The organism is Mesotoga sp., assembly GCF_035363035.1.
GTDB lineage: Bacteria > Thermotogota > Thermotogae > Petrotogales > Kosmotogaceae > Mesotoga.
Map to the genome: position 1 here is coordinate 1 of NZ_DAOSEH010000053.1, position 16,504 is coordinate 16,504.

12 protein-coding genes are annotated in these 16,504 nt (G+C 47.8%); 8 read left to right on the forward strand and 4 right to left on the reverse strand.

Annotated elements, in window-relative coordinates:
* Positions 1-610 (reverse strand): MurR/RpiR family transcriptional regulator (locus PKX57_RS08360; protein WP_472416771.1); only part of this gene is annotated, 610 nt, incomplete at its 3' end.
* 267 nt (positions 611-877) lie between these two features.
* On the opposite strand from PKX57_RS08360, the gene PKX57_RS08365 reads away from it, so the two are divergent.
* The 3 genes from PKX57_RS08365 (at position 878) to PKX57_RS08375 (ending at position 5,820) form a co-directional block, all read left to right on the forward strand.
* Positions 878-1,513, forward strand: a complete 636-nt coding sequence (locus PKX57_RS08365) for a histidine phosphatase family protein (RefSeq protein WP_214075580.1) — start codon at positions 878-880, stop codon at positions 1,511-1,513.
* Positions 1,514-1,654: 141 nt separating this feature from the next.
* Positions 1,655-3,613, forward strand: a complete 1,959-nt coding sequence (locus tag PKX57_RS08370) for a UvrD-helicase domain-containing protein (RefSeq protein WP_214047511.1) — start codon at positions 1,655-1,657, stop codon at positions 3,611-3,613.
* A gap of 59 nt (positions 3,614-3,672) precedes the next feature.
* Positions 3,673-5,820: a sodium-translocating pyrophosphatase gene (locus PKX57_RS08375; protein WP_213919863.1), complete on the forward strand. Its 2,148-nt coding sequence runs from the start codon at positions 3,673-3,675 to the stop codon at positions 5,818-5,820.
* A gap of 61 nt (positions 5,821-5,881) precedes the next feature.
* On the opposite strand, the gene PKX57_RS08380 is transcribed toward PKX57_RS08375, so the two are convergent.
* Positions 5,882-7,687: a DUF2207 family protein gene (locus tag PKX57_RS08380; RefSeq protein ID WP_213919864.1), complete on the reverse strand. Its 1,806-nt coding sequence runs from the start codon at positions 7,685-7,687 to the stop codon at positions 5,882-5,884.
* Between the two features lie 141 nt (positions 7,688-7,828).
* The gene (locus PKX57_RS08385; RefSeq protein WP_472416773.1) at positions 7,829-9,694 is read right to left on the reverse strand and encodes an InlB B-repeat-containing protein; all 1,866 of its coding nucleotides are present in this window, start codon (positions 9,692-9,694) and stop codon (positions 7,829-7,831) included.
* Between the two features lie 174 nt (positions 9,695-9,868).
* Between PKX57_RS08385 and PKX57_RS08390 the strand changes: the two genes are divergently transcribed.
* The 4 genes from PKX57_RS08390 (at position 9,869) to PKX57_RS08405 (ending at position 13,291) form a co-directional block, all read left to right on the forward strand.
* On the forward strand, positions 9,869-10,342 hold the full coding sequence (locus PKX57_RS08390; RefSeq protein WP_213922905.1) for a pyridoxamine 5'-phosphate oxidase family protein: 474 nt from the start codon (positions 9,869-9,871) through the stop codon (positions 10,340-10,342).
* Positions 10,343-10,421: 79 nt separating this feature from the next.
* A complete protein-coding gene (locus tag PKX57_RS08395; RefSeq protein ID WP_470745914.1) occupies positions 10,422-10,901 on the forward strand; it encodes a hypothetical protein in 480 nt (159 codons plus the stop codon).
* 10 nt (positions 10,902-10,911) lie between these two features.
* Positions 10,912-12,021, forward strand: a complete 1,110-nt coding sequence (locus tag PKX57_RS08400) for a sugar phosphate nucleotidyltransferase (RefSeq protein ID WP_213922904.1) — start codon at positions 10,912-10,914, stop codon at positions 12,019-12,021.
* Positions 12,022-12,100: 79 nt separating this feature from the next.
* Positions 12,101-13,291: a GNAT family N-acetyltransferase gene (locus tag PKX57_RS08405; RefSeq protein ID WP_472416775.1), complete on the forward strand. Its 1,191-nt coding sequence runs from the start codon at positions 12,101-12,103 to the stop codon at positions 13,289-13,291.
* On the opposite strand, the gene PKX57_RS08410 is transcribed toward PKX57_RS08405, so the two are convergent.
* Complete coding sequence (locus PKX57_RS08410; RefSeq protein ID WP_214047508.1) at positions 13,263-14,579, reverse strand: patatin-like phospholipase family protein; 1,317 nt, start codon at positions 14,577-14,579, stop codon at positions 13,263-13,265. The two genes, PKX57_RS08405 and PKX57_RS08410, sit on opposite strands and share 29 nt — an antisense overlap.
* A 166-nt stretch (positions 14,580-14,745) precedes the next feature.
* Here PKX57_RS08410 and PKX57_RS08415 point away from each other — a divergent pair, with 166 nt between their 5' ends.
* Positions 14,746-16,482: an ABC transporter ATP-binding protein gene (locus PKX57_RS08415; RefSeq protein WP_470745929.1), complete on the forward strand. Its 1,737-nt coding sequence runs from the start codon at positions 14,746-14,748 to the stop codon at positions 16,480-16,482.
* Positions 16,483-16,504 lie beyond the last annotated feature (22 nt).

The window sequence follows — 16,504 nt, forward strand, 5'->3', positions numbered from 1 at the left end:
CCTTTTGAAGGGGAAGGACTACATCCTTGCTCTCCCCGGAATGTGAGATGGCAAAAACACAGTCGTCTTTCTTGAGCTTTGATAGAGTAATCGCGTTCGTATGAGAATCCGGGCAGTAAATAGCATCTTTTCCCAGAAGGTTGAGCTTGAAGGAGAGGTTGTTGGCTATTGAGCCGGAAACTCCGTAACCAATGCATATTATTCTTCTGCTTTTCTCAATCAGTTCGACGGCTCCGGTTATCACCTGACTGGAGATTTTCTCCATGTTTTCCTTGAGCGCCATTATACAACCATTGAAGATTTTCTTCACCACTGCTCCGGGTGAATCGTCGATTCTTATATCTTCGTACGGATGGTAAAAAGAGGAACCTGCGATTTCGGCAGCCATGGTCACTTTGAATTCATGAAAACTCTCGAAACCCAACTGCCGGTAAAATCTCACGATCGTAGATTCGCTACCGACGCGTGATTTGTTCATAAGTTGAGTAATTGAAAGATTGACCGCTTCTGAGGGGTTTTCGAGTATCGCGTCGGCAATTCTTTTCATTGTAGGAGTGAAGTCATCGCTTTCGCGCTGTATTCTTCCCAGCAGATCGCTGTTGAATGTCACGACTCACCTCCGAAAAAAATTTCTACCATAATATACCATTTAGAGAAAAAGTATTCAAATCTATCTGTTCCATATTTAAGGCAATTAAAGCTATTTGAGCTTGTTTATAGCCTTTTAATCTATAAATGCTGCCTTATCATTAAAAGAATTTAATAGAAAAAATTTCTTTCTATCAATTATGAAGACCCAATCAGAAACGGTCCGTGTGCAGATTGCTTTTCAGGCTGTTATCATTAGTAGTGAACGAAGAAAACTCTGGAGGGAATTATGCTGACGGTATATCTTATGCGTCATGGACAGAGCCAGGCAAATGTAGAGAGAATCTTTGCCAATGGCGACGATGGCTATCCTCTGACCGAGGAAGGGAGAGCTCAGGCCGCTTTGGCGGCTGAATTACTAGCTCTGAAAAATATAAAGAGAATATACACTTCGCCAATTCTGAGGGCAAAGCAGAGTGCCGCGATAGTTGAGAAAAGGCTGGGCATAGAGCCTGTGGTGCTGGATGAGATAAGAGAATTCAGTGTCGGGGAGCTCGAAGGGCAGTTCATTTCGGGAGAGGCCGAATCGGCTTTCATGAGGCTTATGATTCAGTGGATCTCCGGAAACTCCAGCGATAAAATCCCGAACGGAGAAAGTCATCTGGAGATAATGGCCAGAATGAAGAAAGCCATAGATATTATTGTAAGTGAAAATCACACTGGTGAGATTCTACTGGTGAGTCACGGTGGCTTCCTGACTATGACTCTGCCGTTCATTTGCAGCGGGATAGATATCAGGGAGTTCTTCTCGAGACCTTCCTACGGAATCGGAAACTGTTCAATTACCACCGTGAGGGTCAGTAATGGCGCGCAATCCCCATCAATCGAACTGGTGGAATGGGCAAACTCCTCTCATCTGGAGTGAAAGAGAATTTCCCGTGATCCTTAACGGACCTGCCAGTCTCTTAAAAGTTTAAAGCCAGAAATGACTTTTATCGCACTGTTCGACAATGAAGGCGATTCTTGATTGTGGTAAAATTTGGCAGAAGGGAGTCACGGGTTTGTTATGAAAAAGTACACACTTAAAAGCGGGGACATTCCAACTTTTGTGAGTGAAGGACTCGATGAAGAGCAACTGAAGGCTGTCGTAGAATCCTCCGCCCGCTCTTTGATAGTTGCCGGCCCCGGCTCGGGCAAGACGAGGGTCATTACTTACAAGATTGCCTACCTGGTCAGTAAAGGAATTAATCCCGAAAATATACTGCTGGTAACCTTTACCAGAGCTGCTTCTAGAGAGATGATCGAGAGAGCCAGAAGAACCAGCAGCTCGGATTTGAAGGGAATGCTAGCCGGTACTTTTCACCATATTTGCAATTACTTCCTCCGAAAATACTCGGCTGCAGCCGGTCTGAAAGAGAACTTCACTATACTCGACAGAGAAGACTCAAAGGATTTGATAAAGCACTGCAGAACAGAACTTCTGGAAGAACGCAAAGTAATTAACACTTCCACGTTACCATCTGCAGGTGTTTTGCAGGGCATTTATTCTTACTCGGTGAATGTCCTGGCTTCTTTAAGAGAATCGATCACGAGACAGAACAGGAAATTTCTAGGCTCTTACGACGAGATCGAGGAGATCTGGAAGCGCTATGTCAGGGAGAAAGCAGCCCAGAACTGCGTCGATTACGACGATCTTCTACTGATGGCCCTGAAGCTTTTCAACGAGAATCCATCAATTCTTACCCATGAATCGCAAAGGTTCAAATGGATACTGGTCGATGAGTTTCAGGATACCAATATACTTCAATTCAGGCTGGTTGAAATGCTTTCCTCGGTTCACGGGAACTTGATCGTAGTGGGTGACGATGCCCAGTCTATCTACTCTTTCAGAGGAGCCAGATTCGAAAACGTTTACGATTTTTTGAACATGAAGGATTCTCAGATCTTCAAAATACAGACCAACTACCGCTCTACACCGCAGATTGTGAAATTGGTCAATGGGATCTTCCCTGAAAATTCCATAGAGAAGGAACTCAGAGCCGTGAGGCTTGATGGACCGTTTCCTGTAATAGCTGAGACCTGGGATAACCTCGAGGAGGCCTCTTTCGTAGCCCAACGTATTCAGGAACACATAAACGACGGGATCGATCCGGATAGGATAGCCGTTCTATACAGATCGCACTTTCACTCGCTTGAACTCCAGATGGAACTGGACAAGAGAAAAATGAACTACACTCTCTTCTCCGGTCCCAGATTCACCGAAACAGCTCATGTGAAAGATGTACTGGCAATCATGAAAGTTATTCAGAACCCGCTGGATCAGATTTCCTGGGGAAGGGTACTCAGACTCTACCCCGGAGTGGGAAATACCACAGCCTTCCGTATAATACAGGAGATATCCGCAGCCGTAAACGATGGCCATCTTCAGGTTGAAGTTATCAGGTCTCATACGAGCAACAGAGTTAGACTTGAAAACCTGATCGTCCTTCTCGAAGGTCTTGAACCGGATGCACTCCCCGCGGAAGTCATAAGGAGGTTCTACGAGAGCTTTTATGGGGACTATCTGGATGAAAAGCATCAAGACGCGAGAGAGAGGCGCCTGGATATAGAAAGACTTATGGAAATAGCCGGTAGGTACGATTCGCTTGCCGATATGCTCGAAGATCTAGCTGTTAGCGAGAAGATAGATATCGAGAAGGAGTCCGGGGAGCGCACCCCTTCTATAATTCTTACTACCGTTCATCAGGCGAAGGGACTTGAATGGGATGTGGTCTTCGTTCTGGCAGTTAATCCCGGTGATTTTCCCAACTCTATGGCCATAATGGAAGGTTCCCTTGAAGAAGAGCAAAGGATATTCTATGTTGCTGCAACCAGGGCGAAGGATTATCTGTACATAATGAGACAGAAGGGCGGCAGATCGCGTCCCATGATTGGCAACAGATATGTATTCAGGAGCGGGCATGACTTCATCGAGAGGATTCCGGGCGACACCGTCGAGCGGTGGGACATAGGCTGGGATTTTTGATTTTTTATTTTGTCGTCTTATAGATCGCTTCACATAGTCGAAACATGGGAGGGAAACAGATGAATGCTTTGTACTTACCACTGGTAGCAGGTATTATCTCTACGTTATTCGCGTTTATTATGCTGAAGAGAACTCTCGGCTACTCTCCGGGCAATGACAAGATGCAACAGCTTTCCAAGTACATTCAGGAAGGAGCGTCGGCTTTTCTAGAAGAGGAAGCGAGAAAGATATTTCTGGTGGCCGTCATAATAGCCGCCGTTCTGGGAGTTATCTTCCAATCTTTCAAGTATCCTATCGCATTGCTATTTGGAGCTCTTGTCTCGGAGTTGGCTGGAGTTATAGGTATGTACGCCGCCACGAGAGCCAACACCAGGGTCGCAGCCGGGGCAGAACAGGGTCTTTCGAGTGCTTTCAAAGTGGCCTTTTCCAGCGGTTCGGTCATGGGCCTGGCTGTCGCGGGGTTCTCTTTAACTGGCCTGGCCTTGCTTATGTTGATTTTCAAGAGCTCCTTCCTGTTCGAGAACATAACCGACCTTTCGAGAGCCTTCGGTTCGATCTCCTATATAGATGGAGTCATGATTATCAGCTCCTATTCGCTCGGTGCCAGTATGATCGCGCTCTTTGATAGAGTCGGTGGCGGTATGTACACCAAAGCTGCAGACATGAGCGCCGATCTAGTCGGTAAGATAGAGGAACATATAGACGAGGACGACCCGAGAAATCCCGCAACTATCGCCGACAACGTTGGAGACAACGTAGGAGACGTGGCCGGACTCGGGGCGGATATTCTTGAATCCTATGTGGCCTCGGTCGTTTCGGCAATAGTTCTGGCCATCTTCATGAAGTTCGCCGATCACGGCACAATGACCGAAGCACAGTATTACGGGTTAATACTTCTTCCTGTCCTTATAGCCGGTGTCGGCGTTCTGGCATCGCTCGTAGGGGTTCTGGTCGTGGCCAACATGAAAACAAAGGATGCACAAAAAAGCCTCAGTTTCGGGAATTTCTTCACCGGTGGGCTCGTTCTGGTATCGGTGGCAATCGTCATAGGCATAGCGGCACCGGATTATCCTTTCAAAGATTCCTTCATCATCGGTCCGGGTTTCGTTTCGAAATGGAGATTATTCTTCGCCATCGCCTCGGGCCTTATTGCAGGTATAATAATCTCCAAGCTCAGTGAATACTACACTTCCGATCAGTACAAACCCACAAAGAAACTCGCCAAAGACACCCAGAGCGGTGTCGCGATAAACATCACCGGTGGTCTGGCGCTGGGTATGGGAAGCACTATCTGGCCGGTCGTAACGCTTGCCCTCGCGATTCTTGGAGCTTACTGGTCGGCCGGAGTTTACGGAATCGCCATAGCTGCGCTGGGAATGCTGTCGTTTGTGGGTTACATAGTTTCGGTCGATTCCTACGGACCGGTTGCAGATAACGCCGGTGGCATAGCGCAGATGGCCAACCTCGATCCGAAGGTTAGAAAGCTGACCGACAGGCTGGACTCGGTTGGAAACACCACAGCAGCCATAGGGAAGGGATTCGCCATCGGCTCGGCCGCTTTCGCCGCCCTTGCGCTTATCGTCTCGTACATCTGGGGTGCCGCCGATACGGCCAACGAAATTGTGAACAACCCGATCATCAACCTGGTGGAACCTTACACCTTGATAGGAATATTGATAGGAGCTATGCTTCCCTTCTTCTTCACCTCGCTGTTGATAAAGGGTGTCTCCGACACCGCCAATCTCATGATCGTAGAAATTAGAAGGCAGTTCAAAGAGAACCCCAAAATCAGGACCGGAGATGCAGTGCCAGATTACAAGAGGTGCATCGAGATAACTACCAAGGGAGCCGTGAGCAGAATGCTTACTCCCGGAGTTGTAGCCATCGCATCGCCGTTCGTAATCGGTCTTCTGTTCGGAAGGTCTGCAGTTGCCGGCCTGCTGATTGGCGGGCTTGCAAGTGCCATTATGATAGCTCTCTTCACCGCCAATTCCGGCGGAGCCTGGGATAACGCGAAGAAATACATTGAGACCGGAGAGTTCGGCGGCAAGGGTACCCCCACCCACGAGGCGGCCGTTGTAGGAGATACTGTCGGCGATCCTCTCAAAGATACCGTAGGCCCCTCCATGGATATACTGATCAAATTGATGTCGGTCGTATCGCTGGTCTTTGGCTCTATCTTCCCGGCCGGACCTTTCTTCATGTGATACGGATTTGAAAAGATAGCGCGGCCGTTTATGGCCGCGCTATCTTTATTTGAAAGATGAATCAGAAACCGCCAGTTCCGCCTCCACCTCCACCTCCGCCGGAGCCCCCTCCGCCGAAACCTCCACCGCCCGAACCACTCGAGGAAGCCGTCCTGACCGATGTAGTTAGAGTGTTGAAAGAGTTGATTGCATAAGCCGTCACCGGGTAATAGATGAAGGGATGGCGACTCTGCTCGCGCCAGATGTCTTCGGGAACTATCCTGTTTAGATTCTTTCTCACGGTATCGGCTATACCCAGAGCCGTAGCATAGACCAGATACTCTTCCCAGAGGATTATCGATTCGGGTGGTTTCTCGTTTAGCAGGGAGTAATCCTCAAGATATCTCTTAAGACCCATCCATTTGAGATAGAAAACTCTTCCCTCGGGCGTCCAGCGACCAAAAACGTCTCTGGGCATCATGAAGACAACGAAACTGGTAGTCCACAGTGCTCCATAGAATACAAGCGAAAAGAGGCGCAGATGAGAGATCGCCGGGTTCGAATGTACCATGAGCATCAATATCGAAAGTAGAAGCATCAATGTAGAATAGCCTTTGGCCATAGAGTTGCCCCTTGTGTCAAGGAGTTTTTTGGATTTCACCGTGTTGTTCACCTTGTCTTTGTAAACGCTTAGATCAGAAGTGAAGGTTCTGGCTTTGGACTGGCTTTTTGTAGCTTTTTTCTTGACATCTGAAAAGTCGAAGAGATCGTTTTCGTCGTACTTGTCGAGGAACTTCAAGAAAGCAGCCTCTGTCGGCCTCAGATCTGAAGAATCCCTGTTCTTTATGAGTATTCCATCGACTTTGTCACCCTTTCCCCTTTCGAAGTCTATGTAATTCTTCCTGTACAGCTCCATCATCACCGAACCAATACCGTCGTTGTCTACCACTCCGGCCATATTCTTCACCGCCGCGTTTACAACATCGGCAGCGTCGTCGGTCGGTAATTCGCGCTCGTAATCACCGAAGTATCCCACCTCGTGTTCCCTGCCGTACTTTCGAAACGCTACGAGCAATACAAAAGGTGTGAACAACACTACGGCAATCGGTACAACCCACTGAGAAACTATCCTGAGAAGAGAGTCCTTTCTCTCGGCGCTTTCCAGGAATTTGCTATCGAAAACACCGCCCGTGGCCAGATTTACCTGTTTCATAGTCGATGTTGCCTGTAGTGGTACTACGGCTCTGAATTCGACATAGGATTTTGGGGGGACATCTTTCATCTCCAGCTCGTAGACATTCCCCGATCTTGTCACGACTACGGCCGGATGAGTGTAGAAATTAGTGATTTGCATACCTTCCGGGAAAATGATCGTCGCATTTACATTTTTGACCCAGCTTGCCGTATCCTCACCCCAGACCTTTCTGAAGATCTGGGCGACATTTGTACCGATCTCTACGGCCCTTCTAACCGTGTAGCGATAAGTGACAGTCACACGATCCTGCCCACCGGAGGGTTCTACACTGGAGGAGTTATAAGGCACGAACCACAATCTGATCGACCTGGAACTCGCGCCTCCCATACGTTCGATGTATTTTATCTCTTTACCGGTAGCGGTCACTTCGATCTCGCCGTAAAGGCTACCCGCACGATCGGCCGGAAGTTCTCTGTAGATTCCCCTGTAAGGTTTTTTGAAACGGTAGTCGATCGTTTCGGTTACCGTCAGCAGGCCGTCTCTGTCTATCTCCATGAGTACCTTCACATTCTCGATTTCAGTGATCGAGGAAAAGCTTTCGCCGAGGCCTTCACTGAGAATCAAGGAAACGACTCCCCACGAGATTATCCCAATTATTACACCGATAATCAAACGAAGGACTATCTTCTTCATAATAATCTCACCTCCAGTTGAATTTTACATCACCTGGCGGCTTGCAGGACTCTCTCATAATTTTCTCTTGAAATTTCCTTTCCCCGTTTCAAATGGACGTTGATTTTTGCTCATTCACTCGACTTCATCAGATATCTTTACTCAATCGGTCGTGAAATCAGCGGTAGTGAAAGTACAGATCACCATGTTGCCCTCAGTCTCCGGAGGACCCGAAACAGGTGTGATCTCTATTCTGTATTCCGTTCCCGGTTCGAGCAAAAGGCCCGTCTCCACCGCAGTTTCTTTACCCTTCCACGCGAATAGTTCTATTTCACCGCGAAAGAGTTTGACGAAAAATTCGAGGTTTTCGGCCTCTTCGGCGCTTTTTGGTTCTATTTCAAAGAGAATTATCAGAGGAGTCGAATAGGGAAAATCCATCTGACCGTTGTACGGCGAGATAAACCCCGGTAAAATCCAGCTCAAACTTATCCATTGTTTTAGAGCCATTGCGTGTGCGTTGCATTTGGCCCAGGCCTCAATTTCATCTTCGTTGGTGTAGCAGAATTCACGAGAATAAGTGAACGAGGCCTTTCCATCTTCACCCGTTTTGACTTCCGTGTCTTCGACGTTGGGATTGCCTATCACGGCGAAAGTTACTGTGGTTCCTTTAGCCGGAGTCCCGTCGGCTCTGACAACGGTTACCTCGACGGTATGAACGCCCGGAGAGATATTGACATCGTACTCAGGGGTGATCGTCATAGAGTAATCGCATTCGCACTGGATATCGGCGGCCGCCATTATCGCATCCATGTGCTGCGTCAACGGTTGAGCACCATTCCAGGTCTGTGCCATGATGCTAGGAGGGCTACCCTCCGGCTGGGGGTTGTCGTTGACGTAATTTCCATCTTCGTCGTAATGATATTCATCGTCAAGTCCCATCAGGTGTCCTATTTCGTGCGCTACCACCGGCCCGCTGTCTAGATTGTCCCACTCCCCGGTCGTTGTTTCAGTTGAACCTGGTGTCGGAAGGGGCGTCGCAACCCATGAAGTGTGAGCACTGCTGACTTTTTTCACTTCGATAACATGGACTCCTTCAGGGGGATCTTCACCCTCTTCAAGCACATCGAAGTCGAAGTCGAAGGTAACCGTGCAACAACCGTTTCCCCACTCCCTTGAACCGGTCGGGCCGTTCCAGATCTCCTCGGCCTGAGTCTCCCAGGTCTCCACGAGAGTATCTGTAGCGCCCGTACCTTGAAAGACAGCCGTGACCGTTACGGTATAGTCGCATGGACCTCCCGTCACGCTGGTAGTTTGCTCTTCGTATCCAGCCAGCGGATATTCAAGTGGATAGTAGGTGTTCAAGATTACAAGAGAGAAATCCGACAATCTCTGCGGTGGTACCGAAAAGCTCATAGGATTATCGTCGGCAAGCATCGCTTCCAGCACGGCTTTCCCCTTCTCATCTCCGTTGAGCAGGAAAGCTACGGCTATAAGAACCTTAATCGTGGAATCAGGATCAGAAAGATACTCCTCCAGCTCTTCGAGCGTACCGCTGTCCAGCGGGCTTCTCTGCAAAGCATAAGCTGCCGCCCATCTTTCTAGATAGCTTCCCTGAGAGAGTAGTTGGAGGAACTTATCGAGATTGCCTTCCACCAGAGGCAGAAGCTCTTCTGCATGATAAAAACTTAGCGGTACCGAGGGGTCCAGCTTTTCAATAGCCTTCTCGATATGGTTTATTTCGACGAATTTCGCTTTTACAGTTCTGTCTCTATCCATGAGAACTGTGGTTTCCGTTGCATCTGCTGTGGCCACACCGCCCTCCCAGCTATCGAATTCCCAGCCGGAATCTGGGTATGCCCTGACCGTTGCGTTTACGTTCTTACCGAACTGGTGAGTTCCGATAGCCGGATCGGTCGTTCCGTTACCCTCCTTCTGCATGGTGAGCGTGAAAGTGTTTTTCAATGGACAGCTGGTGAAAAAGAAGATAAAAAAGAATATTGAAAACAACAACAAACGAGCTTTCCTCATTCGTAAGCACCCCCTTCTTTTGAGTGCGATCGAGGACGACACAAATGCGAGAGGAATTCGAAACGGCTGAGTTTGCCTGTTCAACTCAAGTATACTACTTCAGTCTATAATGTAATATAGTGTTGGACTCTCACGTGCCAATATGCTTAGTTTACACCGACCGGGAGGTATGGTTTGTTCAGAAAACTCAGGAGAGACGATAGAAAGCTTTCGCTAGAAGAAGGTAGAGATATATTGGAAAGGGGGATTTTTGGAGTTCTTTCAACCCTGGGAGAAGATGGCTATCCCTATGGCACTCCGCTTAACTACGTATTTGATGACGGCCGCATATATTTTCATAGCGCCTGCGAAGGCCACAAGATAACCAACATAATGTTCAGCAGTAAGGTTTCTTTCTGTGTAGTGGATTTTGTTGAAATACTTCCATCCAGTTTTTCAACCAACTACAAAAGTGTTGTGGCTTATGGAATCGCCTCGTTGGTGGCCGAAGCTTCAGAGAAACTGTACGCTTTGAAAAGACTCGTTGAAAAGTACTCACCCGATTTCGAAAAAGAAAGTGAAGACGTATCCAAGAGGTCTTTGAATACGACCTGTATAATCAGGATCGATATACAGCATATCTCTTGCAAAGGACATATTGAAGTATAGTGAGTGTTTTTATGCGTTTTTGTGTGCCGCTTCGGACTTGATATAATTCCGTTGATCGAAATGATTGGAGGCGATTGTTGTGAACAAAGAAACGCTGTTCAGAATAGCTATAGGTTCAATCATGGTGCTGTTCGGTTTGCTGATAATACTCGTACCTTCCTTCACTGTAAATCTATGGTTGCTCTTCGTATGGGCACCGGCTATTTTTATGGAGTACAGGGCCGTTACCGGAGGAGATAAGGGACTTTTCGTACCTGGAGGCATATTACTGGTCATTTCGTTGATATTGACTCTAAATGTGATCTTCCCGAATTTCATTGCCGCCGGTGGCTGGGCTCTGTTCATAATGGCGCCTGCAGTTGGACTCTTCCAGCTTTTCATTGCCGAGGAGAAAAAAGATTCAGGTCTACTGTTCGCCGCTTCCCTTCTAGCAGCCATTTCCGTGTTTTTCGTGTTAATGAATGTAGCCCCAAAAGCCATGGGAATCTTCGTTGGTCTGGTGCTTCTGGCAATTGGAGTGTTCGTTGTTTTTAAAAATATCAGATCGAACAAAAGATAGGAGGTAATCAATGAAAGCCATGATCCTGGCCGCAGGTGCCGGAACACGATTGAAACCGCTCACCAACAAGATTCCAAAACCGATGCTTCCGATAGTCGAGAAACCTGTAATCGAGTTCATAATAGAGCTTCTCGCCCGTCATGAAATCAAGGAGATCATGATAAATATTTCACATCTCGGCTGGGTTATGCAGAACTACCTCAAAAGCGGTTACAGGTATGGAGTGAAGATAGGATACTCTTTCGAGGGCCATTTCGAGAAAGGTCAACTCGTGGCCGATCCGATCGGCTCGGCCGGGGGTATGCGAAGAATACAGGACGGTTCTGCTTTCTTCGATGAAACCTTCATCGTGGTCTGTGGGGATGCGGTCATAGATTTCGACTTAAAAAGAGCTCTCGATTTTCATAACTCCAGAGGTTCGATCGCAACTATACTGACCAAAGAAGTTCCGAACGAGCAAGTCTCCAATTACGGAATAGTGGTGAGCGATTCGCAAGGCCGTGTAGGTTCCTTTCAGGAGAAGCCGCCTCTGGAAAAGGCCGGATCTAATATGGCCAATACAGGCATCTACATCTTTGAACCGGCCGTTTTCAAGTATATTCCTTCCGGAACGTTTTATGACATAGGCAGCCAGCTTCTCCCGGATCTCGTGAAGAGAAAAGAGTCTGTATATTCTTTCACGGCCGAAATGGAATGGTTCGATATCGGCAGGAATTCCGATTACCTGTCGATATTGGGTCAGGCTCTTCTGGGAAAGATCAAGGGATTCAAGCCGTCGGGGAAGGAGATTACTGCGGGGTTATGGAAGGGAATCAGCTCGGTAGTCGAGAAAACGACCAGAATAATCACACCTGTTTTCATAGGTTCCAATACCAGAATCGAAAAGAACGTGAGACTCGAAGGGCCAACAATGATAGGTTCCAACTGTGAAATCTGCGAGGGGGTCGATCTCAGCAACGTCTTTGTTGGAGACTACACGAGGATAAAGACGGGATTCAAAGGTAAAAACATACTCATCACTCCCGACTTTTTCATAAGGTCGGACGGCTCAACCGGCTCGATTTCGGAAGGTCCTTACGCGGAATTCATTTCCGATACCAGAAATGTGGATATCCGTTGATCTCTTCGAAAAAACGCTCCAGTACGCAGTGTGTTAGAATCTGAAAGTGTTGCCAGTCTTTAAATTGGAGTGTCGATCGATGTTGAAGATATCCAGATTATCCAGTACCAGAGACGTTAAGGATTTCATTTCTCTGCCCACGAAGATTTACAAGGACTACCCCCTGTGGGTGCCACCGTTCAGGCATGAGATGAAAGCTATCATGAGAGGCAAGGGATCGGCCCTGTTTGCGAACGGCCCACACGAATTTTTCCTTGCAAGAGAAAACGGGAGTGTTGTCGGCAGGATCGCCGTTGGCATAGAACAGACGATGAACAGAGAAAAGAGTGTAGATCACGCTTATTTTACACTCTTCGAGTCGATAGACTCTAAACCAGTGGCCGATGCGCTTTTGAAAACGGCAGAAAGCTGGGCAAAGAACAGAGGAATGAAGTTCCTCAAGGGTCCTGTATCACCAACCAACGGTGACGACTTTCGGGGGTTACTGGTCGATAACTTCGAAGATACACCGGCGATATTGATGCCTTACAATCCGCCTTATTATATAGATATCTTCAAAGAGTACAAAGTGTATCTCAAGTATCTCGCTTTCAACTACAATCTTGAAAACGTGATTTCCGAAAGAGAAATCAAGGGAACCGAGATAGCCATGCGACGTTACAACTTCTATGTGGAAGAGGCCAACTTCAGACACATCAAAGATCTTGCGCGGGATATTCACAGGGTAACAGTCGAGGCAATGCCGGACTGGGAGGAAGACGTAATCAAGCCCACATTCGAGGAAATATATCAGGCGGCCAGGACGCTTAAGCTAGTTGCCGACAGTAGAATGGTTATCATCGCAAGATCTGAAGGCCGACCGATAGGTTATTTCGTAGCGTTTCCTGACTTCAGCCCGATAGTGAGAGAGATCGGTGGTAAACTATTTCCTTTCGGCTGGTACAAATTCCTTACAAAGAGAAAGACCATAGAACGGGTGCGTGCGGCCATACTCTTTGTCGTTCCCGAGTTCAGGAACAGGGGAGTTCCTTCTGCGATGTTCGTGAAGGCTTACAACAACGTGAGAGAGATGGGGTACAGGAAAATAGAAGGTTCATCGGTTAGCTGGATGAACTCGACGATGATCGCCAACGCCCTCAGGGCCGGTGGAGACGAGTATAAGCATTATATAGTCTTCGGAAAAAGCCTGATCAAAAGGCCGCTGAGTCTCAGAGAGATATACGGTTACGCCGCGGATCGTTTCATTTCGAAAGAGCGAGTCTTCGCCTGAACTTTTCCAAAAACTCCGTGAAATCAGGCGACTCGACACCGCTGTATGGAGATTTCTCGGACACATAGGCAACTAAAAGAAGTAGTTTCCGGTATTTTGTGAGGAACTGGATGGATCGCTCCTCTATGTAGAGAGGCGGATCCCAGGAGCGCTTCACTTCCTCCAGGATCAACCCTGGCGTGTAAGGCCACAATCTATCGATCCCGAGAAAACCGGCCAGCACCTCAAGTATCTTCATAACGGTCAGCGAGGGGGATGTTAACTCGCACCCCATAACCGTCTCCAGCCAGGGAATTAACTGCCGATAATAATGATACTCTGCCGGAGCCTTTTCTACCGCTTCAAGACCGACGAGCGCCAGCGCTTCGCACCTTGACACAAGATCAAGGCATAAAAAACGATCGGCAAGCGGATCACCGTCTCCAAAAATGAAGTATCTATCGCCTACAAGCTTTCCGAAGGTTTTCATAGCGTCAAGATAACCACAGATCGCGTACTTCACGGAGATTTCACCGTCGAAAGTCATAACGGTGCCGTACTGCTGTGACGGTTCCAGGAGAGTCACTTCCATTCCCTCGTTGAAGAGATTGACGTATGCAAGAGAATCACCGATTCTCAATCCCATCACATCGACGGCCACGACCTCTTTGAAACCCCTCTCTCTGGCCATGAAAAGCGGAATGTTCGAATATACGCCGCCATCTATGAAGAGCTCATTACCGATCTCCTCTCTCTTGAAAGCCGGAAAGTTAGCGCTGGCAAGAACATAATCCACAAGAAGGCCTTTGGGACAGTTTTCTTTGTAGATTACAAATGGCCTGACATCGCTCAACGAGTAAGCGACCACACCGAAGTCCATTCGGCTTTTTCGTATTTTCTCCTCGCTTATTAGTTTTTGGAGCTTTTCCCGCAAAGGCGAGACGTCTATCCCCCCCTTAGCCGTAAGTAATCTCAACGCTGAGGCCAACTCTAAAGTATTAAGGGAGAAAAACTTTCCCTGGAGAAGATCGTAGAGCTCCGGAGAGGCTTTCATCAGCTGCGTATAGTCCATACCGTACCAAAAATCCCTGGTTGCTTCATAGCCTTCGCTGATTATACCCGCGGCGTTTATCGCTCCCACTGATGCACCGAAGATCCCCTCAATCTCTATATCCAGATCCAGGAGAGCTCCGTAAACACCGACCTGATAGGCTCCACGTCCCCCGCCTCCGGAGAAAACAACCGCTACAGTCAAAAGGCTTGAAAGGAACAGGGTACAGAATATCGCGAGCAATAAAAACCTTTTCAACCGGATACACCTGCCAATGTCTGTTTGATCGAATCCGTTGATGATATTATAATACATTGAAGAAAATGACCGACAGTTGATCGGGAGAATGTTAATCTTTCCATCACCAGTGGAAGAGGCTTATCTCTTATGATTGATAACGTCAGTTAAGCTAACTTGTGGAGTGGTGCAGTTGATAAGGTATTTCTTGAAGCAAAACTGGTACAGATACCTAATCGGTATCCTTTTTTTGATCTCCGTCGACACACTCATGCTTATAACACCCAGAATCATGGGAAGTATAGTCGATGAACTAAGGAGCGGCGTCCAGGATATGGAATACATTGGGCTCCTTATACTGGCAGTTATAGGTGTCGCCTTCGGGTTGTTCATAACACGTCTCTTCTGGCGTGTATTCATAATGGGATCGGCCAGGAGATTCGAATACTACGCCAGGAAGACGCTTTTTCAAAAACTGCTGGACATGCCCCCAACTTTCTACGACAAGACGAGGGTGGGAGATCTGATGGCCAGATTCACCAACGACGTCAACGCCGTGAGGATGGCGATGGGGCCGGCGATAGTCATGACGATAGATTCGATCTTCCTCATATCCGTCACGATAATAGCAATGGGCTCCTTCACCAGCTGGGAGCTCACATGGATTGCGATCATCCCCCTGCCCCTTCTAGCGGTGGTATCGACATTTTTCGGCAGAATCATTCACAAGAGGTTCAAAAAAGTCCAGGCTGCCTTTTCAAACCTGACCGACACGGTCGAGGAATCTGTCTCCGGCGCCAGGTTGATAAAGAGTTACGGTATAGAAGGATTGAGAAACGATACATTGAGCGAGAAATCCGACAGCTACGTTCAGGAGAATATAAAGTTGATAAAAGTGTGGGGAATGTTCTTTCCCCTAATACAGATGCTATCCATGCTCGGTTCGGTGCTGGCAACGCTTTTTGGAGGGCAGATGGTGGTTCTTGGCCAGCTCACACTCGGAGAATATGTCACCTTCACATCATATCTGGGAATGCTTATCTGGCCGATGACGGCCTTCGGGTGGGTAATTAACATGGTTCAGCGAGGACGTGCTTCTTATAAAAGGTTGCTGGAGGTACTTGAAGAGAAGAACAACATAGTTGTCGAAGATCCAGTATCGCTCGAGGATTTCAACGGCCATATTTCACTGAAAAGACTCACGTTCACATATCCTACCGGAAATCGTCCAGTTCTCCATGATATAGATTTCGAAGTGATCCCCGGTTCAAAGGTCGCGATAGTTGGAACCACCGGATCTGGCAAATCTACACTGGCGAAATTGATCGCCCGTCTCTACCCGGTGGAAAAGGGAATGCTTTTCATCGATGGATACGATATAAACCGTCTTCCACCTGAGGTCATAAGAGAGAGGATTGCCTACGTTCCGCAGGAGACCTTTCTCTTTTCGGAAACGATAAGGAACAACATAAGGTTCGGTAATATGAAACTCACCGATAGCGAGGTGGAAAAGTACGCGGCCATAGCATCGATTCATGAGGATATACTGGGCTTTCCCAAAGGTTACGACACACTTGTTGGAGAAAGGGGAGTGACGCTTTCCGGTGGCCAGAAGCAGAGAGTGGCCATCGCCCGAGCTCTTATCAAACAGACGCCCATTATTGTTCTGGACGATTGCCTCTCAGCCGTCGATACGGAGACCGAGAAGAAGATACTCGACTCCCTGAAAGACTCACAGGGGAAACGTTCGATAGTGGTTGTCTCCCACAGGCTCAAGGCCGTAGTAGATGCCGATACGATTTATGTCATGCACGAAGGAAAGATCGTTGAGAGAGGTACGCATCACGAGCTGGTCGAGAATGGAGGCCTGTACCAGCGTATGTACGAACGTCAGATGATAGAGGAAAAGCTCAAGGAGGATTAGCGATGGCCCAAAATGTATATAG